At 64.1% G+C, this 24597-nt stretch carries 22 protein-coding genes, 1 tRNA gene and 5 pseudogenes; 9 read left to right on the top strand and 19 right to left on the bottom strand.

The annotated features are described in order from the left end of the window. Nucleotides 1-132: 132 nt before the first annotated feature. The 5 genes and pseudogenes from DIE11_RS20770 to DIE11_RS20745 all read right to left on the bottom strand — a co-directional run. Nucleotides 133-483: pseudogene (locus DIE11_RS20770) on the bottom strand (DNA adenine methylase); the annotation flags it as partial. Further along, nucleotides 479-1587: pseudogene (locus DIE11_RS20765) on the bottom strand (phage portal protein); the annotation flags it as partial. The pseudogenes DIE11_RS20770 and DIE11_RS20765, both read right to left, overlap by 5 nt. Beyond that, nucleotides 1584-1790, bottom strand: a complete 207-nt coding sequence (locus DIE11_RS20760) for a phage head-tail joining protein (protein ID WP_124626743.1) — start codon at nucleotides 1788-1790, stop codon at nucleotides 1584-1586. The gene DIE11_RS20760 and the pseudogene DIE11_RS20765, both read right to left, overlap by 4 nt. A gap of 9 nt (nucleotides 1791-1799) precedes the next feature. After that, on the bottom strand, nucleotides 1800-2375 hold the full coding sequence (locus tag DIE11_RS20755) for a terminase gpA endonuclease subunit (RefSeq protein ID WP_311767592.1): 576 nt from the start codon (nucleotides 2373-2375) through the stop codon (nucleotides 1800-1802). Between the two features lie 317 nt (nucleotides 2376-2692). Then, nucleotides 2693-3289: pseudogene (locus tag DIE11_RS20745) on the bottom strand (site-specific integrase); the annotation flags it as partial. A 163-nt stretch (nucleotides 3290-3452) separates the two neighbouring features. On the opposite strand from DIE11_RS20745, the gene DIE11_RS20735 reads away from it, so the two are divergent. Next, nucleotides 3453-3527, top strand: a tRNA-Arg gene (locus tag DIE11_RS20735). Nucleotides 3528-3675: 148 nt separating this feature from the next. Further along, a complete protein-coding gene (locus DIE11_RS20730) occupies nucleotides 3676-4890 on the top strand; it encodes a phage integrase central domain-containing protein (protein WP_124626739.1) in 1215 nt (404 codons plus the stop codon). A 304-nt stretch (nucleotides 4891-5194) separates the two neighbouring features. Here the strand turns inward: DIE11_RS20730 and DIE11_RS20725 are convergent, their stop codons facing one another. Together DIE11_RS20725 and DIE11_RS20715 are read right to left on the bottom strand one after the other, a co-directional pair. Beyond that, entirely contained in the window at nucleotides 5195-6388 is a 1194-nt protein-coding gene (locus tag DIE11_RS20725) for a Bcr/CflA family efflux MFS transporter (RefSeq protein WP_124626737.1), read from the bottom strand. A gap of 659 nt (nucleotides 6389-7047) precedes the next feature. Continuing rightward, complete coding sequence (locus tag DIE11_RS20715) at nucleotides 7048-8166, bottom strand: right-handed parallel beta-helix repeat-containing protein (protein ID WP_124626735.1); 1119 nt, start codon at nucleotides 8164-8166, stop codon at nucleotides 7048-7050. Between the two features lie 399 nt (nucleotides 8167-8565). Between DIE11_RS20715 and DIE11_RS20710 the strand changes: the two genes are divergently transcribed. Continuing rightward, nucleotides 8566-8997 (top strand): hypothetical protein, encoded by a 432-nt coding sequence (locus tag DIE11_RS20710; protein WP_260437152.1) that lies wholly within the window; start codon nucleotides 8566-8568, stop codon nucleotides 8995-8997. A 43-nt stretch (nucleotides 8998-9040) separates the two neighbouring features. Here DIE11_RS20710 and DIE11_RS36985 read toward each other — a convergent pair. Then, nucleotides 9041-9287 (bottom strand): annotated as a pseudogene (locus DIE11_RS36985) (SDR family oxidoreductase); the annotation flags it as partial. 2 nt (nucleotides 9288-9289) lie between these two features. Between DIE11_RS36985 and DIE11_RS20700 the strand changes: the two are divergent. Beyond that, nucleotides 9290-9547, top strand: a pseudogene (locus DIE11_RS20700) (TetR/AcrR family transcriptional regulator); the annotation flags it as partial. A gap of 81 nt (nucleotides 9548-9628) precedes the next feature. Here the strand turns inward: DIE11_RS20700 and eco are convergent. Next, entirely contained in the window at nucleotides 9629-10129 is a 501-nt protein-coding gene (gene eco / locus DIE11_RS20695) for a serine protease inhibitor ecotin (RefSeq protein ID WP_059680494.1), read from the bottom strand. 144 nt (nucleotides 10130-10273) lie between these two features. Here eco and DIE11_RS20690 point away from each other — a divergent pair, with 144 nt between their 5' ends. Then, entirely contained in the window at nucleotides 10274-10612 is a 339-nt protein-coding gene (locus DIE11_RS20690; protein ID WP_059605675.1) for a hypothetical protein, read from the top strand. Between the two features lie 196 nt (nucleotides 10613-10808). On the opposite strand, the gene DIE11_RS20685 is transcribed toward DIE11_RS20690, so the two are convergent. Then, on the bottom strand, nucleotides 10809-11210 hold the full coding sequence (locus DIE11_RS20685; protein ID WP_124626732.1) for a hypothetical protein: 402 nt from the start codon (nucleotides 11208-11210) through the stop codon (nucleotides 10809-10811). 117 nt (nucleotides 11211-11327) lie between these two features. Here DIE11_RS20685 and DIE11_RS20680 point away from each other — a divergent pair, with 117 nt between their 5' ends. After that, complete coding sequence (locus tag DIE11_RS20680) at nucleotides 11328-11708, top strand: DUF5594 family protein (protein ID WP_059605672.1); 381 nt, start codon at nucleotides 11328-11330, stop codon at nucleotides 11706-11708. 182 nt (nucleotides 11709-11890) lie between these two features. Next, a complete protein-coding gene (locus tag DIE11_RS20675) occupies nucleotides 11891-13258 on the top strand; it encodes an MFS transporter (RefSeq protein ID WP_124626730.1) in 1368 nt (455 codons plus the stop codon). A gap of 25 nt (nucleotides 13259-13283) precedes the next feature. Here DIE11_RS20675 and DIE11_RS20670 read toward each other — a convergent pair whose 3' ends face one another. The 3 genes from DIE11_RS20670 to DIE11_RS20660 all read right to left on the bottom strand — a co-directional run bounded on the left by DIE11_RS20670 (nucleotide 13284) and on the right by DIE11_RS20660 (nucleotide 15624). Then, nucleotides 13284-13862: an AAA family ATPase gene (locus tag DIE11_RS20670; RefSeq protein WP_124626728.1), complete on the bottom strand. Its 579-nt coding sequence runs from the start codon at nucleotides 13860-13862 to the stop codon at nucleotides 13284-13286. Then, complete coding sequence (gene otsA / locus DIE11_RS20665) at nucleotides 13855-15276, bottom strand: alpha,alpha-trehalose-phosphate synthase (UDP-forming) (RefSeq protein WP_124626726.1); 1422 nt, start codon at nucleotides 15274-15276, stop codon at nucleotides 13855-13857. The genes DIE11_RS20670 and otsA overlap by 8 nt, the downstream gene beginning before the upstream one ends. 138 nt (nucleotides 15277-15414) lie before the next feature. Continuing rightward, nucleotides 15415-15624: a hypothetical protein gene (locus DIE11_RS20660; protein WP_124626724.1), complete on the bottom strand. Its 210-nt coding sequence runs from the start codon at nucleotides 15622-15624 to the stop codon at nucleotides 15415-15417. A gap of 248 nt (nucleotides 15625-15872) precedes the next feature. Here DIE11_RS20660 and DIE11_RS20655 point away from each other — a divergent pair, with 248 nt between their 5' ends. Both DIE11_RS20655 and DIE11_RS20650 read left to right on the top strand, forming a co-directional pair. Beyond that, complete coding sequence (locus DIE11_RS20655) at nucleotides 15873-16463, top strand: hypothetical protein (protein ID WP_124626722.1); 591 nt, start codon at nucleotides 15873-15875, stop codon at nucleotides 16461-16463. Then, the gene (locus tag DIE11_RS20650; protein WP_124626720.1) at nucleotides 16460-16954 is read left to right on the top strand and encodes a hypothetical protein; all 495 of its coding nucleotides are present in this window, start codon (nucleotides 16460-16462) and stop codon (nucleotides 16952-16954) included. The genes DIE11_RS20655 and DIE11_RS20650 overlap by 4 nt, the downstream gene beginning before the upstream one ends. Nucleotides 16955-17115: 161 nt before the next feature. Here the strand turns inward: DIE11_RS20650 and DIE11_RS20645 are convergent, their stop codons facing one another. The 6 genes from DIE11_RS20645 to DIE11_RS20620 form a co-directional block, all read right to left on the bottom strand. Next, the gene (locus DIE11_RS20645) at nucleotides 17116-17547 is read right to left on the bottom strand and encodes a hypothetical protein (RefSeq protein ID WP_059605653.1); all 432 of its coding nucleotides are present in this window, start codon (nucleotides 17545-17547) and stop codon (nucleotides 17116-17118) included. After that, complete coding sequence (locus tag DIE11_RS20640) at nucleotides 17544-18827, bottom strand: PAAR domain-containing protein (protein WP_218928992.1); 1284 nt, start codon at nucleotides 18825-18827, stop codon at nucleotides 17544-17546. Before DIE11_RS20640 ends, DIE11_RS20645 begins: the two co-directional genes overlap by 4 nt. A 12-nt stretch (nucleotides 18828-18839) precedes the next feature. Beyond that, entirely contained in the window at nucleotides 18840-19661 is an 822-nt protein-coding gene (locus DIE11_RS20635; RefSeq protein ID WP_124626719.1) for a DcrB-related protein, read from the bottom strand. Nucleotides 19662-19758: 97 nt separating this feature from the next. After that, the gene (locus DIE11_RS20630) at nucleotides 19759-20445 is read right to left on the bottom strand and encodes an ankyrin repeat domain-containing protein (protein ID WP_260437151.1); all 687 of its coding nucleotides are present in this window, start codon (nucleotides 20443-20445) and stop codon (nucleotides 19759-19761) included. Between the two features lie 95 nt (nucleotides 20446-20540). Beyond that, nucleotides 20541-23540 carry a type VI secretion system Vgr family protein gene (gene tssI, locus DIE11_RS20625; RefSeq protein WP_124626715.1) on the bottom strand — a complete coding sequence of 1000 codons (3000 nt, stop codon included), beginning with the start codon at nucleotides 23538-23540 and terminating at the stop codon, nucleotides 20541-20543. A gap of 500 nt (nucleotides 23541-24040) precedes the next feature. Continuing rightward, nucleotides 24041-24597, bottom strand: a 557-nt coding sequence (locus tag DIE11_RS20620) for an AAA-associated domain-containing protein (protein ID WP_185633794.1), incomplete at its 5' end; no start/stop codon positions are given.

Raw genomic sequence — 24597 nt, 5'->3', positions numbered from 1 at the left:
GCCGCGTCTCGGCGAGCGGGTCAACAATTGTCAAACGTCGGGTAAACGCGACAATGATCGGGGCACGGACGCGCTTGCAATTAGAATTTTTGAGCAATTGGCCATCGCATCTTTCGACACGATGGCCCGCGATTAGAAGAGCCCAGCCGGCTGCGCCGCATCGTCCCAACTGAAGATAATCAGCTCGTTTCTCTCGACACCCTTGCCTCCGCCGACCGTGTACTGAATCGGCACGGTTTCGATATGGAATCCATCGAATACGCGCCGAATGTCGGGATGGTCATTCAGGCTGACGATCGCGAGTCCCTTGATCGAACGCAGTTTCGCGGCGATCTTCTCGTACTCGGCAAACGGAAACGCGACGCCATACCCTTCCGTCTCGTAATACGGCGGATCGAGATAGAACAGCGTGTGTGCCCGGTCGTATCGCCCGATGCATGCGGCCCAATCGAGCCGCTCGACGAATGTGTTCGCGAGCCGCACAGGCGTCGACCCACCAGCACCAGATCCGCCGACAGAACTGGTGGATGAACACGTTCTGCTGCAGCCGCTCGATCGAGCGCCGGAACTCGTTGAGCAACACGCGCAGAACGCGGTCGCTGACATCGCGCAGGTCGCCCGTCAGCACCTCATAGGGCATGCCGACCGATGCCGCTGCGGCCATCAGCTGTTGACGCATGAACGGCGCATAGTCGGCACCTGCGCCGGGCGGCGTTGCGAATCGCACGTCCTCGCCGGGTGCCAGCTCCTGCATTGCGCCCGGCTCCAGCGACACAACCGGCGAGAAGCCGTCGACGTCGAAGTCGATCGGCGCACCTGAGACCGGATCGCCGAGCGGACCGACTTCCGCCTGCGGCTTCACGATGAAGCCGGCAAAGAGATTGCTCACCTCCTGCCGGAACAGCACCGCGTCGTCGAAGTTGTCCAGCGAATGCAGCCGCAGCAGCACCGTCGATAGTTCCGGCACGCCACGCACCTGACCGGGCCGCAGCGCGTGGAACACGTGCGCGATCTCGTCGGCCGGCACGCGCACGGTCTGCACCGCATCGCCGGCAAACCGGTTGTACTCACCCGGATGCCGGCGAAGCAGGTGATACGCGACGCGCTCGCCGTCTTCGTTGAACTCGACACCGTTGATGATCTCGCCGCCTGGAATCGGCTCGTTCTTCGAGACCGGCAGCATGTCCCCTTCGAACAGTTGGATCTGCATCGGCACCGCCAGCCCGGCATTCGGAGGGCGTAAACGGCGACGCACCAGCACCTCGCCGTCGCTGAAAAATGCCCGCGCTGCGAGCGTTTGCAATCCGTACAAATCATGGTCGCCGTTCGGGTCCAGCTCGCTCGAGCTGTCGTCCCAAAGTTGCTTTTGCGCACGACGCACGTCCGCGTCCGGATGCCGCGGATGTGCCTGAATGCCGGTGCCAATGGCGTTCGACACCAACCGGGCGATCGCGGTCTTCGCCCACGGATCATTCCGGATCGCGTCCCGCGCGCGGTGACGCATCAGCGGCAGGTTCTGCACGACCGATGCATTCGGGTCGGCACGACAAAGCCGCGCTGCGCGAGAACCGGATACGCGCGGCTCATCGCACCCCCTTGCCGGCATGGCGCAGGCGAATGAGCCGCGAGCGGCCGGTCGCGCCGTCAAGCGCCCGAATGATCTCGGTCTGCGCATCGCGCAGCTCGGCAATCGACCGGTAGCGCACCTTGCGATCCGCGTACTGGACCTCCAGCTCGCCCTTCGCGATCGCCAACTGGATGCGTTGCAGGTCCGCCATCGTGTAAGCCATGTGTTTCTCCTATCGGCGTTTCAGGTACGTCGAGCGACCGACACGCCGGCCCTGAATGCGCGAAACCCCGCTCAGAGGCGGGGCTTCGGTTGGTTTTGGTGCCGTCATGACGACCGCCGTCGGCTCGGCGGCCGATTCGTTCGGCGGATCCGGGGGTTGCTCGAACGGTTGTGCGAGCGGTAACGCTTCGATCACCGGCGCTGCGTCGAACAACGTCACCTGCGAGATACGATGCTGTTCCAGCAACCAGTGCTGTTCGGTCAGCAGGTGGGTTTTCACACTACGCGCCGCGTGCAGTGCATACACTTCGCAGTCGAGCGCTTCGTTACGTGCGCCAGCCTTCTTCTGCCAGACCCGCTTGCCGCCGACGCGCCCGGGCACCTTCACTTCCGCCGTGACCTGCGAGAGGTAATCGGACCGCACGCCGACGTACCAGTGCATCCGCCCCGGCCCGTCGCCGTCCAGCTTCAGCCGGTTGTCCAGGATCAGGTCTTTCGCCTTGCTGACTCCGACCATGAACGGTCGCAGGCCGTATTTCGCGGCCTTGCTGTTGTTACGCGTCGAGTCGATCGACGCCTTCGGCACGGCGTCTATACACCGACGGACATCGTGTCCGCGCCGAAGCAACAACGCACCAGTCGAAGCCCCGCAGAAATTCGGGTCGCGCTGATTGCCGAAGGCGTTTGGATCTACGGGATCGATTACACCATTGGTACTGCCGGCGGCGCTTCACCGTGCTCTTATCACGAGGGCATGGCGACCTATCCGACCCGCGTTCAGGCAATTCGCGGGGCCGTCCGCGACTTGACCCGACGCATCGAGACAAGCACTGCCATGTCCAAGGCCAAGGAAACTGACAGCGTACGCAAATGGCTCGATAAGCTGTATGCGATGCCCGACCCTTCAGCAAACCACTCGAAGATCTTCACGATCTCTTCACGCGTCGGCCGCCGGTCGCGATGCTTCCCCGGCCCGATGAGCTGCAGGTGATCGAGCGTCGGCCGCGCGATGCTCGGAGCATGCGGCAACCGCAGATCCAGTAGCGACGCCATGTGTTTGTACACCGTCCCGAGCTTGGATATGTCCATGTCGATCGTGTACTGCCCCGCGCCCTCTTTCTTGCGCTCCTGGGCAAACTTGACCAGCCGCTTGGTCGATAACTTCGCCGCCACCTCATCATCAAAGTGACTTTCCAGCCGCTTGAGCATGTAGTCTTCGTTCGACTTCTCGGCGACCGGCCGTTCGGAACCATTGCGAGCGTTTCGATACAAGCGCACCAACTCGCCGACCGTGATCGTCTGCTCGTCGACGGCAGCTTGCCCCTTGTCGATACCGCCCTCGATCTCTCGCGCCCATGCTTCGGCCGCGCCCTTGGTTCGAAACGTCTTTGCTATACTCTGTCCCCGCCGGCGGACTTGAGCACGCCAGCGGTCGCCGATCTTGAGGATCGAAGCCATGAAACACCCCGTTTGTGGACTGTAGCAATGCGTCATCCACATACGCTGCTACTGGGTCGATTTGTAGCAGGCGGGGCGTTAAACTATGCTTCACAACCCGTCATTTCGCGTCATGCGCGGAAAGACGAAAATCTCGAGAAGGCCCACGGGACAAAGCTAAGAGCCTGATTCAAAACGGTTCAGTCCATCCCGCTCAAACTATCCGCTCCCCGTAGTTCAATGGATAGAACAAGCGCCTCCTAAGCGCTAGATACAGGTTCGATTCCTGTCGGGGGGACCAGTCAAGCCCCAAACCATCCCCAAGATTCACAAGAAATCGCCCGCTCAGGCCCGTCTGGCGGCCTTCTAGCTTCCATCGTTACCCAAGGTTGCTCAGTGACAGCCGGAGAAAGTGTTGGTATTTTTGTTGGTATCAGCGGATACCAACAATGCCTCTCACTGACGTGCAGGTACGGAACGCGAAGGCCAGCGCGGCCCCGTACAAACTCACGGACGGCAACGGGATGTTCTTGCTCGTCCAACCGAACGGCGCTAAGTACTGGCGCTTGTCCTACCGCTTCCTTGGCAAGCAGAAGACGCTCGCCCTCGGCGTCTATCCCGCCGTCACGCTCGGGACGGCGCGGAAGAAGCGCGACGAGGCCCGCGAGCAGATCGCGGCCGGCATCGATCCGGGCGAGGCGAAGAAGGAAGCCAGACGGGCCGCCGAAATCGCGGCGGCAAACTCGTTCGAAGCGGTAGCTCGCGAGTGGTACGACTCCCAGCGTCCGGGCTGGAGCGACGGCTACGCGGAGAAGGTGCTGAATTCGCTTGAGGTCGACGTGTTCCCGAAGATCGGCCCTCGCCCGATCGCGGAGATCGATTCCCCGCAGATGCTCAGCATTGTTCGCGAGGTCGAGGCGCGCGGAGTACGCGAGACGGCGAAGCGAATCCTCCAGCGCTCTCGCGCGGTCTTCCAGTATGGAATCATGACCGGGCGATGCTCCAGGAATCCGGCGGCCGACATCGATGCGCAGACGGTCTTGAAGAAAGGCCCCGGCGTGCAGCACATGGCCCGCGTCAAGGCGACGGAGATTCCGCAGCTCATGCGCGACATCGACGCTTACCAAGGCGACCTAGTTACCCGGCTCGCGCTCCGCCTGATGGCACTGACCTTCGTGCGGACAACGGAAATGATCCGCGCAGAGTGGTCGGAGTTTGACGAGGCCGCCGCAGAATGGCGCGTACCGCCGGAACGCATGAAGATGCGCGACCCGCACATCGTGCCGCTATCACGGCAGGCGCTCGACGTGCTCGCCCAGCTCCGCGCGATCAACGGCCAGCATCGCTTCGTGTTCTACAGCGTGCAAGGCCGGAGCCACATTTCGAACAACACCATGCTCTACGCGCTCTATCGCATGGGCTACAAGTCGCGGATGACGGGGCACGGGTTTCGCGGGCTGGCTGCTACGGCTCTGCGTGAACTCGGCTTCGGCCGGGACGTTGTAGAGCGCCAGATGGCACACGCCGAACGCAATCAAGTAACTGCTGCCTACGTCCACGCTGAATATCTGCCGGAACGCAGGCGAATGATGCAGGTATGGGGTGACCACCTCGACAAACTCAAAGCCGGGGCAGAAATCATCCCGATCGCGGCAACCACATAGACCCGTGCCGCCACGCGTATGAGTCAGCGTCAGATCAGGTTCGATCGCTTAGCCGTCACATCATCAAGGACCGTGATCGACCCGATGCAGCCAGTCGGCCACCGTGCCTTCGAGCGCCGGCTTCCAAGGTATATCGGACCCTTGTGCCTGGCCCCTCCACGCTTCCTATCCACCAGCAGGACCGGCTGCATAATCACAAATGCTCTATTCGGCGCACAACGAAGCCGGCTTGATTGGAAGCGCACGCTAAACGACGCCCCGCCGGGGAGTGGGCAATTCACCGGAACGAAGTACCAATGTTTGATCATCGATACGCCTCGTGCCGGTCCAATACACCCACATATGATGCGGCCAACAGAGCAATTACGGAGGAAAACAACATCAGGAAAAGCGGCGCGTAAGCTGCGTTGCTCTCTGTCAATACGGCTCCCGTCATTGAGGAAAGCGCGGCGCCCCCAGCTATCGTCAACGCGCCAGCCAAACCAGAAGCGCTGCCCGCTAGTTCCGGACGCACTGACACCGCACCGGCATGAGCGCATGGATTCGACAGGCCGTTACCGAAACCAACAAGCATGCAAGGTCCGAACAGCGCCATTGCATGTTTGGCTCCGACGAGGAAGAGCATCAAGCCGACGATGGGGCCGGCGCACGCAACGATACGTCCTGCCATGATGGTTGTCGTGAGGGGATAGCGTCTCGCGTAGCGACCAGACAGAAAGCTGCCAAGCACGAACCCGGCAGTGATGGTGCCCATCCAAAAGCCTAGCGTTGCCGGTGGCACATCGAACGACGTTTTGGCGGCCAATGGAGCACCAGCCAGAAAGGTATAAAACGTGCCGGTTGAAAACGCCATGCACAGTGCATAGGCCCAGAAGCGACGTTCTTGCAAAAGCGCAGGATAGGCCCGAAGCTGCCGCCTGATCGTGCCCGATGGATTCTTGTTAGTCTCACCTAGACCGAACCAGCACACCGCAAAAAGTGATATGCCGGCAAGGGCAAGGCCCCAGAAAATTGCTCGCCAGCCGCTGGTTTCATCAATCACGCCACCGACCGTTGGACCAAGCATCGGGGCAAAAGCCGCTGCCATCGCGGCATATCCGATTCGGCCCGCTGCCCCTTCCTTTCCGGTCGTATCCCTGATGGCCGCCATCGACACCGGGTAGCAGGAGGTTATTGGAGCCTGAAGCAAGCGGAAAGCCAGAAACGCCCAGATATTGCCCGAAAGTGCGCAGCCAAGCGACCCAATCACGAATACTGTCAGGCTGGTCAGTACAATTGCCCTTCGCCCAAAGCGATCGGACAGTGGCCCCATGATCAATTCCAGTGTGGCCGCGACACTTGCATATCCTGCCAGCGATAAGCTCACGAGCGCATAGTCAGCGTGAAAAGCTATCGCAATGTTCGGCAACGAAGGCAGGCATATGCTCAATGGCAGCACTGAAAGTGCGCACAGCAGAATCAGTGTGGAGAGCTTGGGAGGCGATGGTATGGAAGTCACCGGCGTTTCCGATGGGAAGACTTTCGCGTAGGCAAAAAAAAAGCCCCCGAAGGTATCGGGGGCGCATGGGGGCAGCAAGGTGCCGCTAACGGACCATGCGCCGACTTCCTACTACGATGAAAAATGTCGCATTCATACTGGAATTCTCCTAGTCATCTCGAACGATGTTAGGCGGCGTGGTTTGGCAATGTCAACTGCCAACATTGCTCGTCAAAGCTTACGACCCATCCATGAATGTCCGTAAGGACGGACTCGGACGACATCCGGACGTTCCCGTCAAAAAGTGGACTGGACCGGCCAGCCTTCCGTAGACATCTTCGAGCCATAATTTACGGCAACCGAGGAGGTGCGTATGAGCAGAAGCGAGAAGCGAAACGCACCCGAGCGATCGAGCCCGCATCGACGTTTGAGGCTGTCGCGCGCGAGTGGTTTACGATCCAGAAGGATGGCGAGACCGAAGTGTATGCGGCCAAAGTCCATGTATCCATACCAAGAACGCATTCGGGCGGTCGAGTCGTACCTGAAACCCGCATCGCCAGCATTTGCTGCATCCGGCAGCTGATTCGTGCAAGTTCGCGCCTGGTCCCCTGTTCGGCCCCGACCACCTACGCCGGGCTTTGCCACACAACACCCACCCGCCTTGCAGCCTCACCGCCCCGTCACTGCATCAATCCGGTCCTGACCTGCGGCATCAGACTCGCATTCGCGCCCGTCACGGCAAACGTCCCCGTCGGCGACGCCCCGGCCGGCAGCGCCAGCAGACTGCCGTCCCCGAGCCGATTCGCATCGACGACGATCTGGTTCGCCGCGCAACCATTCGTCAGCAGCCAGACCGGCAAGCCGGCAATCGACGAAAACGTGTTGCCCGTCACACTGAACGAACACACGTTCCCGTACGCCCGGAAACCCGCATAGCCGGAGCCCGACACGCGGTTGTCCGCCACGGTGACATCCGACACGGTTCCCGACCACGTATCCAGCTCGATCGCGCCCTGCTGCGTCGGCTGCAGCCCGTTGTTCACGTTCGCGTTCTGGATGTTGGTCACGGTATTGCCCGTGATGACGACGTTCGAAGACCCGTAGGTTTTCCAGCTGTCCTCCTGTGCGACCAGAATTCCCGCCGCCTTCTCGACGCCGTCGACCGTATTGTTCGAGATCGTTACCGCCTGCCCGCCAACGACGGTGATGCCGCGCCCCCACGCGTTGCCCGACACCGCGTTATGGTCGATCAGCACGTTGTTGCTCAGGCGGCCGTCGCCGAGATAGCTGACCACGGCGATCAGATCGTCACCGGTGCCGACCACCGTATTGTTCTGCACCAGCACGTTGGTCGAACCGTAAGTCGTATGGATGCCGTCGGCCAGCGTCGCCTGAACGGTATTGCCCACGATCGCGATACCGTTGCCGCCGAACACGAAGATCCCGGCGCTCGCGCCGCCCCGGATCGTCACGCCGAGCACCTGAACGTCCGAGCCCGTCACCTCGACTTTCGTCGACTCGGGCGTCGTGAGGCGCGTCGTGCCGGTGCCGGCCAGCGTCACGCCGACGAGCGTCGAACCGGCGCCACTCATCACGATCGTCTGGTCGGCCGGATTCGTGGCGGCCAGCGTCGCGCCGTATCCGGAAATCACCGCCTGGGGCACCGTCACGGCAAGCGAATGCCCGACGACGTAGCGTCCCGGTGCGATGACGAGGCGTTGGCCGGCACGCAGGCTGTCGAAGGCTTTCTGCAACGCGTCGGCCTGGTCGCTGCCGTCGGTGGCCGGGAAAACCGTCACATCGGCGACGAGAACGGGTTTGGTGCCATTGGAAGGCAGAAGCGTCGCACCGGACGCCGTACCGGTCGCCCCGGCGGTCGACGCCGGGCTGCCGGAACTCGTCGATGAAGCCGCTGCGCCGGATGCAGCACCGGCAGGTGCGCCGGACGATGTCGATGTGCCCGCAACGGTCTGCGCGCCTGCGGCAGCGTTGTCGTCACCGCCGCCACATGCGGCAAGACAAAGGCAGAGCGCGGCAAACGTCGCCCGATCGACTGTACGCATACGAAGTTCCGCTAGCCCAAATTGGCGTCATCGTAAGTACGCTTGATCACTTTGTAAATGAATTCCGCATTTCACCTGTGAAATAGTTCGTTATCCTCTTCCATTCATCGCCGCGTCATCACGACGACATGCGACATGCGATCGCACCCGGACCTGGCGCAATCGACATGTACCGTAGATTACGTAGAATCCCGAACCTTCATCCGCACTCGGACCTCGACCATGACTCAAACACTCGCGGCCCTGGCCATGTCGTCGGCGCTGATCTGCACGGCGAATGCCGCCGATGTCGCAAGCACGACCGGCACGGCGACGCCGAAGCAGCGATACGTCAGCCCGGGCGTCGCCAACGTCGCGGATGCGGCAACACGCCGGCCGGAACGCGCGTCGCCCGTTGCTCGCTGCAGCGAACTGGCCGCCGGCATCGATGCCGTCAAACATGCGCCGGACCGCGGCCACAAGGTCGTGCGCGGCGTCGGCCCGGACGGCAAGCCGCGCAACGAGCTGCGTGCTTACGACAAACGAGCCGATCTGGAGGTCGAGCATCGGCAGCTCGGCTGCCCGTAGTCAACGTCACTCCGTCCGATCGGGTCGCACCGGCCATCGCCCCTTACACATTCGCGTCACCGTCGGTCGCCAACCCAGTCCCGTTGATCGACCTGCCCTTCCAGCCCGACGACGAGCGCGACGAGCGCCGCCACAACCTCGGCCTTGCCATACCGCGGAACCGCCATCCGCGAACGTTGTGCGGCGGTGTGCTCACCATCGGCCGGATTCATGTCGGTATCGGTCGCCCCCGAATGCACGAGATTGACCGTGATGCCGCACGCGCCGAGATCGTGCGCAAGCCCCTGCGTTCAGCGGTGCGGTACGGCACACGCTGATCGCGATGCGCAAGCAGACGGTCGCCGCATTACGCGCGCGGCTTGGCGAAGGCGTGGTAACCGGCGAGCTCTCCGCGCACGCGAACTTCGATGCGATCGCGCGCTACTCCGTGACGGTCCAACAGGGAATGGCAATTCGGACGCGCTACGGCACGAGCCGTCGCGATGTGGAGGCGGTCGCGCAAACCGCGCTGGCCGCATGGCCGGCGCTCGCGGATGCGAGCGGCGGATAGTGACGGGCTCCGGAGAGAAGCCCGCAAGACCGGGCGGCCGCGCAGCGGCAAGCGCCCGGCATGACCGCGCCGGTCGGTGCGTTACTGCGTGACGGCGTGCTGCACGTCTTTCGACGCATGCCACACGCGGTAGCGCACGTCGAAACCGTCCGGCACGTACACGACGAGCGGCAGGCGGCTGTTGTAGCGCAGCAGCTGGCCGTCACCGCGCACTTGCACGAAGCGCTGCTGCGGCGCCTGGCCCGGGCAGGCCATCAGCGTCGATGCCGGCCCCTTCACGTCGGTCAGCCGGTAGTACGTATAGCCCCAGCCCTTTACGTCCTCTGCGGTCAACTCGCCGCCGAACCATTGCTGGTTGCAGTCGGTCTGCAGCATCTTGCCGATCATCAGCTCGACGCGCGCATCGCCTTCGTTCTCGAGCGCGGGCAGCGCGATCACCGCGCGCTGCTGGCCAGCCGCCGGCTGCGGGAACATCTTGATCGATTCGGCCGGCACGGCGGGCGCCGATGCGGGCCCCGCCGCGCAGGCGGCGGCGGTCGTCACGCAAAGGGCGGCCAGGGCGGCCCGGATCGCGAATTTCATCGATGTGCTCCTGATAAACAAAAATAGGCCCCGATGCTAACACTTTCGTCGCACGACCTTACGAGGCTGTAATTTGGCGACACAATTGCAAACAGCCGGCAATCCCCGCGCGCGGTACTTATAGGGGAACCAACGGAGATCATCATGCTGAAGCTCATTGCCGCCGCCGGCGTCGCCACGCTGCTGGCCGGGTGCGTCGTCGGTCCGGACGCCGGATACGGATACGGCTACGGACAGACCTACTATTCCGATCCCGGCTACGCGTACGGGCCGGCCTACGGGGCATCCCCCGTCTATGGCACGGTCAATATCTGGGGTGGTGGCGGCGGACGCGACTGGGATCGCGGACACCGCGACTACCGCCGCTGGGATCGCGATCGTGGCGATCGTGGGGACCATGGCGGCTGGGGACGCGGCGGCGGACGTCGCGGCGACTGGAACGATGGCGGCGGCGGACGCGGCGACGGCGGCCATCGTCACTGATCCCGCGGATCCAATTGCAACCGTTTGTATCCGCACACGGCCTCGCGCGGCTGCCGTCTGGCGCCCAAAACCCGACGCCCGAGAAACGACGAAGGCCCTCGCATCACGCGAGGGCCTTTCCTTTTGTCTTCCTGCATACCCGCGATTCACTCAATCGGCACCGGCCACGCGGCGACGAGCCCGATCACCGACCCGCTTACCAGCCGGCCGGCCGCGCATAGCCGCCCGACACCGGCGCGCCGCACACGTACGGGCGCTGATAGCGGTCGTAGCAATAGTCCTGGCCGTCGTCCTGGTACTGCGCCTGCTGATAGGTCGGATAAGCCGGCTGCTGGTAAGCCGGGGCCTGATAGTACGTCGGCGGCTGATAGGCCGGTGCCTGATACACGGGCGCCTGGTACGCGACGGGCGGATTCATCGCCGATGTCACGATCGCGCCGAGCACCGCGCCGCCGATCAGCGCGCCGATGACGGCGCCCCCGTCGCGACCATGCGCGGACGCCGGGCCCGCCACGGCGAGCGAACCGGCGAGGACACATACTGCGGCAATTCTTTTCATGATGGACTCCCACGCGAAGTGGTACTGGATGCGATGCATTGTGGCTGCGCGCGGCCGTAATAGATGCAGCAAGTGGTAACGCGCCATTACGCGTATCACGCACACCGAAACGCGGCGCGGCCGTGCTACGATTTTCGGCACACAGGAGACGCCTTCATGCAGCCCGAAACCGCCCGCCGTTTCGATACCGAATTCGCGCCGCGCATTGCGCAGGCGATCGCCGCCTACTTCGCCGATCACGTGCTGACCGACGTCGTCCCGTACGGCGGGCACGGGCAACCGACGCGCGTGCAGATCCGCAGCGCGCCGCACGAGCACGTGAGCGGCTTCGTGCATCCGCTGAACCTCGAACTGACCTGGGACACCGACGAGATCGAACGACTGATGGCACCCGACGGGCCCGCGCGATTCGAGCACTACCTGAGCGCGCTGCCGAGGAAGCTGAGCGCATGGCAGGGCGCGCGCGACATCGATCTCGCGTCGCGCACGCAGGCCGCCCCGCTCGTGCGGCTCGGCGGCCTCGACTTCGAAGGCTGAGTGCACGCACCGGCCGCCGGCCGGCGGCGGCGTCGCTCGACGCGGCCCGGTGATACACTCGACCGGTCCCGCTCCGGCGCCGCCAGGCCGACCGGGCCGTTCACCACCGCCTCCACCCGCGAGCATGGTTGCGCACGCAACCGGCATCCGGGTACGCGGCCAATCACGCCTTCGCTCCCGTCATGAACGCCGATACCGGCCTGCCGCTTCCGCAACGCTACTGGGCAATCGTCTGCGTCGCATTGGGCATCACGCTCGCCGTGCTCGACGGCGCCATCGCGAACGTCGCGCTGCCGACGATCGCGCGCGACCTGCACGCGTCCGATGCCGCATCGATCTGGATCGTCAACGCGTACCAGCTCGCGGTCACAATCACGCTGCTGCCGCTCGCATCGCTCGGCGAACGCATCGGCTATCGCCGCATCTACATCGCCGGGCTCGGGCTCTTCACCGCGGCGTCGCTCGGCTGCGCGCTCGCCGGCTCGCTGCCCATGCTCGCCGTGATGCGCGTGATACAGGGGTTCGGTGCGGCCGGCATCATGAGCGTGAATGCGGCGCTCGTGCGGATGATCTACCCGTCGTCGATGCTCGGGCGCGGGCTGTCGATCAATGCGATGGTGGTCGCGCTGTCGTCGGCGATCGGCCCGACGGTCGCATCGGCGATCCTGTCGTTCGCGTCGTGGCCCTGGCTGTTCGCGGTCAACGTGCCGATCGGCATCGCCGCGGTGTTCGGCAGTCTCCGTGCACTGCCGGCCAACCCGCTGCACGACGCGCCGTACGACTTCCCGAGCGCGCTGATGAACGCGTGCGTGTTCGGCCTGCTGATCATGGCCGTCGACGGGCTCGGCCACGGCGAAAGCCACGCGTACGTCGCGGCCGAACTGGCGATCGCGTTCACCGTCGGCTACTTCTTCGTGAAGCGACAGCTGTCGCAGCCGGCGCCGCTGCTGCCGGTCGACCTGATGCGCATCCCGATGTTCGCGCTGTCGATCTGCACGTCCGTTGCATCGTTCACGTCGCAGATGCTCGCGTTCGTCGCGCTGCCGTTCTGGCTGCAGCATTCGCTCGGTTTCTCGCAAGTCGAAACCGGCCTCTACATGACGCCGTGGCCGCTCGTGATCGTATTCGCCGCGCCGCTCGCCGGCGTGCTGTCGGATCGCTACTCGGCCGGCATCCTCGGCGGAATCGGACTTGCGCTGTTCGCGGCCGGGCTACTGTCGCTCGCGACGATCGGCGCGCATCCGGGCACCGTCGACATCGTGTGGCGGATGGCGCTGTGCGGCGCGGGTTTCGGACTATTCCAGTCGCCGAACAATCGAGCGATGCTGTCGTCGGCGCCGCGCGAGCGCAGCGGCGGCGCGGGCGGAATGCTGAGCACGGCACGCCTGACGGGCCAGACGCTCGGTGCCGCGCTCGTCGCACTGATTTTCGGGCTGGCGCCGGACCGCGGGCCGACGATCGCGCTCTATGTCGCCACGGTGTTCGCGGCGCTCGCCGCGGTGGTCAGCATGCTGCGCATCGCGTCGCCGCGCCCCGACGCGGCAACCTGACGCCGCCGCGCGTGGCGAGCGCCGGTCACGCGGCGTCGAGCGCGTCCATCACGAAGCGCACGCGCGCCTTCACGCTCACGCACGGCAGCTCGATCAGCCGATACCCATACGCCGTATAGCAGTCGACCATTGCGTCGTAGGTGCGCACCGCCTCGGCGAAATCCTGCCGGCGCTCGGTATCCTGTATGTAGATGTCGCGCCACGGCGGCGCAATGAACACGCGCCGGTGATAACGGAAGCGCCGCGCCGCGGCCTCTGCATGCGCGGGTACCGCGAGGCCCGTCAGGCGCAGGTAACCGATCACGTCCGGCACGCCGCGGTCGAAGAACACAGGCCCGCGCGCGCCTCGTGCAAGATGGTACGAACGCATCTCCCAGTTCAGCATCAGCTCGGCGAACGCGGCCCGGTCGCGCCAGGGCAGCGCCGGACCGTCGATCGCCATCTGGTCGCGGATTACACCACGCCCGGCCTCGTGCGAGCGCGCGAAACCGCCGCGCTCGAGGGCATCGAGCAACGTGCTCTTGCCGGAGCCCGGGCCGCCCGTGACGACGAAGAAGCGGGCGGACACCTCCTGCGCGCCACCCTCCTCCACGCGCTCAGACATGCGCGACTCGCCGGCCCGCGCGCTGCGTGACCGACGCCGCCGCCGCGACGCTGCGCAGGTCAGCGACGAACGTATCGCGCCAGACCGACAGGTTGTTCTCGCGCAGCCGCGCGAGGTTCTCCTCGTGACGCGCCTGCCGCTCCGCGAGCGGCATCGACAGCGCGCGCTCGAGCGCGTCGGCCATCTGCGACAGGTCGTAAGGATTGACGAGCAGCGCACCGGTCAACTCGGCCGCCGCGCCCGCGAACTCCGACAGCACGAGCACGCCCGGATCGGCCGGATCCTGCGATGCGACGTACTCCTTGGCGACGAGATTCATCCCGTCGCGCAACGGTGTCACGTAGCCGACCTGCGACATCCGGAAGAACGCCATGAGCAGATTGCGCTCGTACTTGCGGTTCAGGTATTGGATCGGCGTCCAGTCGAGCTGCGAGAAGCGGCCGTTGATGCGGCCGGCCTCGCCTTCGAGCATTTCGCGAATGCGCTGGTAGGTCTGCACGTCGGAGCGCGTCGGCGGCGCGATCTGCACAAGCGACACGCGCCCCTGCCAGCCCGGCGCGTTGGCGAGCATCCGCTCGAACGACTGGAAGCGTTCGACGAGCCCCTTCGAATAGTCGAGCCGGTCGACGCTCATCACGAGCTTGCGGCCGGCGAGCGCATCGCTCAGCATCTTCACCGGCTTGCGCGAGCCGTACTGGACGGCTGCCTCGGCGATCGCATCCGGATGCACGCCGATCGGATAGGCGGCGACCTTCACGATGCGGCCGTGCGCATGCAGCATCCCGTCGTCGCTCGCCGCGCCGACGCCGCGCCGCTCGATGTAGTCGGTAAACGCCTGCTTGTCGGCATCGGTCTGGAAACCCGCGATGTCGTACGCGCACATGAACTTCACGAGTTCCTCGTGCGGCGGCACGAGGCGCAGCATGTCGGGCGATGGAAACGGAATGTGCAGGAAGAAGCCGATCGGGTTCTTCACGCCGAGCTCGCGCAGGCAATGCGCGAACGGCAGCAGGTGATAGTCGTGCACCCAGATCAGGTCGTCGGGCCGCAGCAGCGCGGCAAGCTGCTTCGCGAGCATCGCGTTCACGCGCAGATAGCCCGCGTACTCCTGCCGGTCGAAGCGCGCGAGATCGCCGCGGTAGTGAAACACCGGCCACAGCGTCGCGTTCGAGAAGCCACGGTAGTACTGATCGTAGTCGCGCCGGGTCAGCCCGAGCGTCGCATACGTGACGTTGCCGTCCCGCTGGATCGCGGGTGCGGCGTCGGGCGTACCGACGATCTCGCCGTTCCAGCCGAACCAGACGCCGCCGGTTTCCTTCAGCGCGTCCATCACGCCGACCGCGAGGCCGCCTGCGCTCGGGCGCGTGTCCTCGCCGGCGGCGACACGATTCGATACCACGATCAATCTGCTCATGCGACTTCCCCTCCTCGATTCGATTGGCTGGCGCGCGACGCGCGCCAAAGCGGGCGCGGCGGCCCGAAGGCGGCCGCGCGGCGATTCAGTTCCGAGAATTGCAATGAAATACGGCGGTGGAATGCGGCTACGACGAAATCAGGCGTCCTGCTCCTGACCGAGGTCGCGTTGATAGTCGAGCCCTTCCGGGCGAGCGCCGCCCTGGTTGTGATCGCCGTCCGACGGCGTGTCGTCGGGCGCGCCCGCGGGCGGCGCCGATGGCGCGTCGGTCCGCGGACGCGGGCGGTCTTCCGGACGGCCGGCCGCCGCGTCGGGTGGCCGAGGTGATAACCGTTTCGAACGGCGCATGGCTGGGTGTCTCATATGCGGCGCGGCGCGAGGCCGTCGTAGAAACATTCCATAGCAAAACAGTCTAGGTCGCTTCGTTGTGCACGAAGGTAACAATTACCTTCAATTTGTAACGTTTCGACCCTTCGTCACGCATCTATCCGACAATTACGCCGCCCGCGCGCACGCGGCCTGCCGCGCGGCGATTTGTCAAAGCTTTGCAGTTTTCCTATGACAATTGCGAAACAATGACGCGGCATCAGGCGTGCATGCGTCGCCGCTCACCCAGACAGGACTTGCACTCAGGGATGAACATTCGTTTCGAATCGCCGCGCCGGGCCACGCTGGCGCGCGTCATGCTGGCCGCGATCGCCACGGCCGCACTGCTGTCCGGCTGCAATTCGTTGTACAGCGAAGGCGCGACAGCCGGCGCCGGTATCGCGGGCGCCGCGATCGCCTCCAAGGTCACCAACAACGCCGCCGTCGCGACGGGCATCGGCCTGGGCGCCGTCGCCGGTGCACGGGCTGGTGTCCAGTACACGCAGCGCGTTGCGCACCGCTACACGCAGGAACAGATCGCGAAGGCCGCCGGCCCGCTCGACGTCGGCGGCGTCGCGCCGTGGTCGACGCACCATTCGTTCCCGATCGAGGACGACGAGCAGGGCCGCGTGACGGTCAGCCGGATGATCAGCATCGGCCCGCTCGACTGCAAGGAAATCGTGTTCGCGGTCGACACGCCGGCGAAAGCCGACAAGGCCGCCGAATCGGCGTTCTACGTCGCCACGATCTGCCGCGACGGCCCCGTGTGGAAATGGGCGTCGGCCGAACCCGCGACCGAACGCTGGGGCGCGCTGCAATGAGCGTCGCGATCCGTATCGCGACGATCGGCGTTCTGTGCGCGGCGACGGTCGCGCTGTCGGGCTGCGGATCGGTCGGCGCGGCGAGCGGCGCACTGGCCGGCGCGGCGACGGGCCTCGTCACCGCGAATCCGGCGGTCGGCGTCGGCGTCGGGATTGCCGTGCAGGCCGCGACCGACGAAGCCGTCAACCGCACGATGAAGCAGCTCCATCAGAATCAGCAGGACGCGATCGCGAAGGCGGCAGGCAGCTTGGCCGTCGGCGAAGTGAAGCCGTGGAAGGTGAAGAACACGCTGCCGCTGGAAAACGGCGAAGGCGAAGTGCGCGTCACGCGTGCGTACTCGACAGCGCTCGCGCTGTGCAAGGAATTCGCATTCTCGGTGAAGGACGGCGACAAGGCCGACTGGTATTTCGCGAACGCGTGCCAGCAAGGCACGCACTGGAAGTGGGCGTCGGCCGAACCGGCCGTTGATCGATGGGGGAATCTGCAGTAACGGGGCGATGCGCCGCGCATCGTGCGTGGCGTCCGTGTCGTTCTGCGTACTTTCGTGGTTACAGACGCGTGCGAAGCTGCGCCACGCGTTCCTCGATCTTCGCGGACAGCGCATCGTCCGGGTTGTAATCCAGGGCGGCACAAAATGGGCGGGGCTCGTGCCTAGCGGCTCCAGACATCGATCAAGGATCGCTGCAATTCCTTGTTTTTGGCCAGGCTCGCGATATAGGCGAAGTGATCCTCGTCTTCATCGAGCTCGGGCAGATTCGGATCGAACGTGTCATCGCCAACCCACCAGGCGGGATACTGAATCGCATCGCCATCAATGGAAAAAGTCGTCATCCCGCGGTGGAAGTCGTGTTCGTACTTGACGTTGTGTCCGAGATCCGCGAAGTTCCAGCGTTTTTTGTTCCATTGAAGATAAAGCTGCCGATCCGCCGCGAAGACAGCAACGTCCTGGCCCTCGACAGAGATGTAATTCCCCCGCGCCACGTAACCGTCTCCGACCAGCGCGGAAAACACGCCTGTCTCCACATTCAGCTCAACGAAGCTCGACGGGCGATTGATCACGCCGAGTTGCACGTTCTTCATCATTTTCCAACCTTCGCGATGCCAGTAAGAATGTCCATTGAAGGGTTGCTGCGTGTCCCCGCGGCGATCACCCCCTCCGGGCTACCATATTTCTGAAGCAATGCTTCATACGTCGGGCCATACTTGTTTCCGTATTTCGCCATATTGCGCTCATACAACGTCGGCAGTTTGTCCTCGGCGTATTTCGACATCCGGGTTTGATTGCGCATGTCGACGATCTGCCGCCCAATCGTTTCTTCGCTGGCGCCGCTGGCGCGCATGTCGGATACCCATGCACTCTCGTCGGCCAGGCCCTGATGGTATTCGAGCCGCACGTTCCGGGCATTGGCAACTTGCTCCGCATTCGTCCAGTCGACCGGCCACTTGGGCGCCGCAAACTCGGATCCTTCCACCGGCGTGTACCCGTAGACACCCTTTGGATTGCTGACGAGGTCCGCCGGCATCGAATCGACCACGTAATCGAAAGGACTCGTCGCGCCGGCCTTGGGCACCGTGCCGGCAAGCGCGTCGGCGGCGGCCTCCCCGGCAGAGATTTCGCCCGCAACGGACCCGGCGCCCTTCGCACCGCCAACGAGCCCGGCCCCCTTTGCCGCGCCAGCCCCTCCCAGGAGGCTGCCGCCAAGCATCGACCACTTCTGCCCGTCCGACCCTTCTCCAAACACCTTGCCGCCGACCCATGAACCGACTTCCCCGCCGACGAACCCGCCGGCCGCGCCCAGAATCGCGATCGCCGGCCCGGCGAGCACGGCGGTCGCCGCCACGCCGACCGCCAGCATCGTCCAGTTCACCCACGCCGGGATTTCAGGATTGAACTCCCCGACCGCCGGGCCGCCGATGAATACGTTCGGCGATCCGTCGTTGATCAACGCGCCGCACATCATCCGGTCTTCCTTGCGGCTCGCCGGCTGGCTGTTGATGAAGACCGTCGACGAACCCTGCGCGACCACCTGCGGCGGACCCGCGTGATCGCTGCACAGGCCCAGGCTCAGGATGGCCCGCATCGCCGCGCGACTGTTGATGAAGACGTTGGGCGAACCCTTTATGAGACTTCCGGTGACATGCCGCGGCGCCCATGACATCGTGCCCAGCACTTCGCCGAGACCGCCGCCCGCAGCAGCGCCCGCCGCGATTGCAGCGACGACCGTCAACGCAGCACCGCCCGTCGCGACCACCGCGACGGCGCCGATTACTGCACCCGCGATCAGCCCGGCGATCATCCATCCCTTGGATGCCGTATGCGCGATCGGATCGCCCAACCGCGCAGCCGCGAGTAATGTATCCACGCCCGCTCCCCGTCAGCCCGCGTTCGCAACCGCGGTCAGATAAGCACGCACGGCCTCGACGCTCTGCATGCCGGTCATACCCTTCACCGCCGTCACACCGCCAAGTCGATCGCTCAGCGATGCGTGCTCGCGCAAATCCACCGTCCACAGCGCGAATTGACGGCCGTCCTTCGCGCGCCACGCCGATTGCACGCCTGGGGCCGGCTGCAGCACCAGCGGTTCGCCACCCGAGCCGAAGAATGCAGTGTCGTCGAACATTTCCGTGACGTCGTGCCGGTACAGTTCGGCCATGCCCGTGAGCGCGTACAGCGTCGCGCTCGGCTCGTGCAGCACGAACACGATGCCGGCCTCGTCCTGACCGAGCGCGATCGGCACGAAGGCCGCCCGATCGGGCCGGGCCAGCACGACACTCGCGAGCAGGTTCTTGTATTCCTTGCTCTTGTCCTCGGTAAACGACTTCGGACAAGTGCCGATGAAACTGATCGCCACGCGTTCGCGCCCCGCCTTCGGCGACATCACGACCGTCTGGCGCTGATGCAGCGGTGCACCTTCCGACACCCAGCGATAATCGATTTCACGGGCGGTTTCGCCGTCGATTTCCCGGTTTTCCAGATGCTTCAATTCGAAACGCGGCAGCGACTTGCGCATCTCCGAGACCAGCCGCGTCACGAATGTATCGACCGTGTCGTCCGGCTCCATCGGCGCGCGCGAAACCACGAAAGTGAATCCGCTACTACCGCTACCCGTTTCATCGACCGTAAACAGGTGAATCGTCTTGTCTTTGAAGTGCGCCGGCAACTGAATGACGGCATCGTTCATCTGATATTCGGACATGCTCTTCTCGGTTCGGCCGGCCCGTCGGGGCAGGTGCCGGATTGACACTGTTCGCCGGCTGCACGGCCGCAGCCGGCGCAACCGTCTCGGGGCAACGTTACTGCACGCCAGCCGCGACCAGACGCTTGTGAATGGCTTCGATGCGGCCCTGCTGCGGCGAACCTTTCGGCGTCTGTTGCAGTTCGTCGCCGAGGACCTTCGCGTACGCGAGACCGTTGTCGTTCTTCACCGACGGATCGGCGCCGTGCGCGAGCAGATAATCGACGACGTCCCATTGCCGCAGGCGCGTCGCTTCAAAAAGCGCGGTTTCTTTCATCGAATCCCGCACATTGACGTTCGCCTTGTGCTCGACCAGTACGCGCATTTGCGGCAACAGCGTGTCCTTGCAGGTCGCGAAGAGCAGCGGCGTATCGCCGTCGTACTTGAGATCCGGATTCATGCCGCCGGCGAGCAACGCTTTGAGCAGGTTCGGCGTGTCGGCCCGCGCGGCCAGATATGCAACGTTCGCATCATTCTCGCCGAACGGTTGTTCGGGCTTCGCGCCGTCCCGCACCAGTTCGCTGACGATCTGAAGGCGCACGTTGGCGGCGTCCGTCTTCACCGGCACGGCTTCCTGCACTGCGAACGACAACAGGCTCGCCTTCCTGTTGCCCAGGGCAGCGAGATCGGTATGCGGCGCGAGCGCCTTGACCTGCTCCAGATTCCCCTCGCGAATGGCACGCGCCAGCTCGAGCGGCTGTCCCGTGAAAAAATCTTCGGGCGGGTAACGTTTGAAGTCTGCCATTTTTGTTTCCTGTGCTTGAGTCGGCCACCAGAACGGCGACGACAAACCGATTACCGCGACAACCGCGCCCGCGGCGATGACCTTGCTGTATTTCATCAATGTCCCTGAAGTTGACTGAGCAGCGACGATTGCTGCTCCGCGACGGTCGTATTCAATCCGCTCGTCACCTGCCCCATCATGTGCCGCTGGACCGTCGTCACGCTGGTGCCCGGAATGGTGATCTGCTCGCCGACGGCCTTGGGCATCAGGTGGGACGTCACATCGCTGATCGGGCCGAGCCCGCCTTCCTGCGAGCCCGTCAGGATGTCGCCGTCGACGCGATAGTTCGTGATCGACGACGCCCGCGGCGTGGCTCCGTACAGCGGCAACGTTTCAGGATTGAGGCCTGCCGCGTTGAAGGTGGTCGCGCCAGCGCCGCTCGCCTGCGATGCAGCCGACGCCAACCCGCCGCCGAGCGAATGGCCGGTGAGGTCGAGGCCGCCCGCATTACCGGAGCCGTAGATCTTCTTGCCGAGGGTCACGGCGCGATCGTAGTACGGCGAATTGTCGCCCAGCCCCTGGCTGAGGTTGTTCGACCAGTCCTCCTTGACCGTCGGCTGCGTGCCCTTGAATGCCAGCGTCGGCTTCATGCTGTCGCCGAACACCGCGGGATCGGGTGCGTAGACCTGCGCGCCGAAATTGCTGCCGGGGATCTTCAGATCTTGCGGCCGCATCCCGAACTTCTTCAGCGCTTCCGGATCGTTCGACACGTTCTTCCATCCCGGCGGCGCCGTACCCGGCGTGTACACCGCTTCCGCCAGCTTGGCCAGTTGCTGCGCCTTCACCGTCGCCTGAAGCTTGCGTGCCGCTGCCTGCACCTTCGGATCGGCAGAAGCGAGACCCGCGGCGATGACGGCCTGCTGATTAGCCCACTCGATCGCCATCGCCTGCTCGGGCGTGACGAAAAGCCCCTGGTTCAGATGGATCACCGGACCATCGAGGAAAATGCCGCTCTGATTGATCAGGATGCTCGATGCGCCGTGGGACAACTTGATGCTGTCCGGCTTCAGCGTCACGATGCTCGCGCCGACCCGATGCTCGATCTCGTCCGTCGCCTGATAGCTCTGCTTGCCGGGTCCGGCGTCGCCAGCCAGCGCTTGCACGCCAACGGTGTTGGCCGTCGTGAAGCGCGCTTTCGCGATCTTTTCCGACAGGCTGCCTTCTGCGACATGCTTGCTCTCGTCGCCTTTGAGCACCGACACGTTCCGCGCACCGGATTCGACCGTGTGAGACTCGCTGTCCTTGACGATCGTCTTCATGTCCTTCTGCGCATGCAGAAAGACCTCCTGGGCGCCATTCACGTCCGAGAATCGCAGTTCGTTGAAGCCCTCGCCCTTGTGCGTCTGACTGCGCATCCCCATCGTTTGGCCGCCGCTGCCGTGATACGGGTTGCCCGAATCGCCGTTGAACACACGGCCGACGACGATGGGGTTGTCCGGATCGCCCTGATTGAACGAGACGAGCACCTCCTGGCCGATCCGCGGAATCGCCGAGCCACCCCATCCCTTGCCTGCCCATGGTTGCGATACGCGCACCCACATCGAATCGGAACCGTCGAGCTTGCCGCGCCGGTCCCACAGGAAATGGAGCTTGACCCGGCTGCCGTCGGTGTGAATTTCCTCGCCCTTCGGCCCGACCACGATCGCGGATTGCGTGCCCTGCATGTGTGGCTTGGGCGTACGCCGCTCCGGCCTGAACGAAATGTCGATCGGCAGGCACGTAAACGTGTTGTGGTACGGCAGTTTGGAGGTCTGCCGGGTATAGTCGTTCGCGACCTGGTGACGAACGCGAAGAATCACGAAATCCTTGTTGTTGTAGGCGGACGTGCCGTGATTGACCAGCGTGAAGCGCCCGCTCGTCGTCATCCCGTGCGCGTGACCAGCGCCGTTGAAACGATGCGCGAGCGCTTCTTCCGCTTCCATCGCGTAGCACGCGTAACGCTGCCCGTCGTCGCCGTGGTCATACAGCGAATGGAACTGGTAACGCTCCGTCGTCTGGATGTTCGGGTGCTTCAGATTGACGGTCGGCACCTCGACATGCATCAGTTGCGACGACGGCTGGTTGTAGTTGAAATCCCGGTACGTGATCTTGCCGACCCGGAAACTGAATGCCTCGTCCCATCGATCGATGCCGTTCTGCTCGCTGGCCGCGCTGTTGGCTTCGTACGGAATGGTCTTCAGGTTCGGAATCGGCTGGAACACCGCGTTGGTGTCGCCGATCACGAGGATGTGCTTGTCCTTTTCGTAACGGATCGTCCAGATCAGCCCTTCCTGCTCCATTAGGCGCGAGCAGAAACTGTAGTACGACTCGTCGTACATGACGATGTATTCGAGCTTCGGACGTTCGCCCTGCATCGCGAACTCGAAATCCGAAAAACCCATCTCGCGGAAAATGTCGCTCAGGATGCCCTGCGGCGTCTGGTTCTGGAAGATCCGGCAATCGGTCGAGCGGGTGAGAAACCAGAACCACGGCACGACCGACATTTCGTAGCGGGTCACCGAACCCGATTTCCCGACGCGGCCGAACGACGCAACGTAACCGTCGAAATATCGCTTCGTCTCGGTATCCGCCGCCGACGTGACGACCCTCGTCAGACTGAAATCGCGGCTCTGGGGCTCGAGCGTGATCTTGACCCGCTGCCCGACGATTTCCTGCGGTTCGATATTGTTGCGATGGGAAAGCAGGTCGAGATGTGTTTCGGTTAACTGATTGACGTGTTCGTCGATGATCGCCGCGCTGACCAGCAGCGCGTCCGGGCCGAGTGGCGTTTCGATCGTGATGAAGCGATTGTCCTGGGTCAGGCGCGGAAGCGCACCCGTCAGGCTGTTGATGGCCTCGGCGATCGACTCCGGGGCCTTGCCCATCAGCGACAAGCCGGTTTGCGCCAGTTGCACCGCGCTCGCGGCACCGCCCAGCAGCCCCGCGCCTGGCATGCCGGTCAGCGCCCCCAGTTGGCCCGCCATGCCGGCAAGCGAACCCAGGTTGCTCAAACCGCCGACCAAAGCCGCACCGCCCCCTCCCATCCCGTCGGGGTTTCCGTTTGCTGCGAAACTCATCGTTAACCTCGTTCTTTTTTGTCGGGCGAACCCGCCGCAATCCGGTCGCCATCGCACCACCAAGGCGCTCTCAGCCGCCTTGGTGGCGCCAAATATATCAAACTGTAGGGAAATTCATAACCACTTGTCAGCATTCGATATTCGGCGCCGAAAGCAGTCCGATCGATCAGCAGATCGATCCCCGATACTTATTGCTGGTGGACGGGTGCGATCGCGCGCCGCACCGATGCGGTAGGCATTCAACGCGTGGTGAAAGGAAGGACGGCGTCGGAAGTGAACGAAGCGTTGCCGTCGAAGAATGGAACCGGGCGCGACATCCTCGGCGAATGCCATCCGCAGCGCCCCCGCAGGGCCACGATCCGACAATCAGGTGATCCATGACCGGCGCCCGTTGCGGACGCCAGGATCGAGCCGCAGGCTCTTGGCCCGCTGCGGCCGAATCCCGCCGCAGCTAGCATTCGGACGATTCCGGTGGATGCACCGGAATCGCCCCGACCGCATCAGGACTCGACGTCCTCGAGACTGAAGATTTCGGTCTGATCGTTGTACGAGAAGATCTCGCCGTAACGGCCCCAGTCGATCACCGCGTCGAGGGTTTCCTCGGCCGCGCCGTCCGACAGGAAATCCTCCAGCTCCTGCTCGAAACGCACGCGCGGCGCGCGATGGCCGGGGCGCTCGTTCAACACCTTCTTGATCCGCGCGGCCAGCGGCACGTGCTTCAGCAGATGATCGGCGAACATCAGCTTGCGCTCCTGCGTGCCGAATTCCGCGAACACGCGCCCCGGCGGCGTCAGGAACACGTCCCCTTCCCGCACGTCGGCGAAGCCGAGGTACTGCAGCACTTCAGCGATCGGGAACAGGTCGTCGACCTCCAGATGCAGCGTGCGTGCGATTTCCGGCATGTCGGCGCGGCCGTGGTACGGCGCCATCGCGAGCGTCTCGATCAGGCCGGCCATCAGGTTGGTCGACACCTGCGGCAGCCAGCTGCCGAGCTCGAGCCCCTTCTTCGTCGCCTCGCCGGTCTGGCGCGCGGTCATCTTCGCGTAGATGTCGTCGA

This window comes from Burkholderia sp. Bp9012 (assembly GCF_003853825.1).
GTDB lineage: Bacteria > Pseudomonadota > Gammaproteobacteria > Burkholderiales > Burkholderiaceae > Burkholderia > Burkholderia diffusa.
Note: the sequence above shows the minus strand (reverse complement) of the source record. Positions and strands in the feature narration are given on the sequence as shown.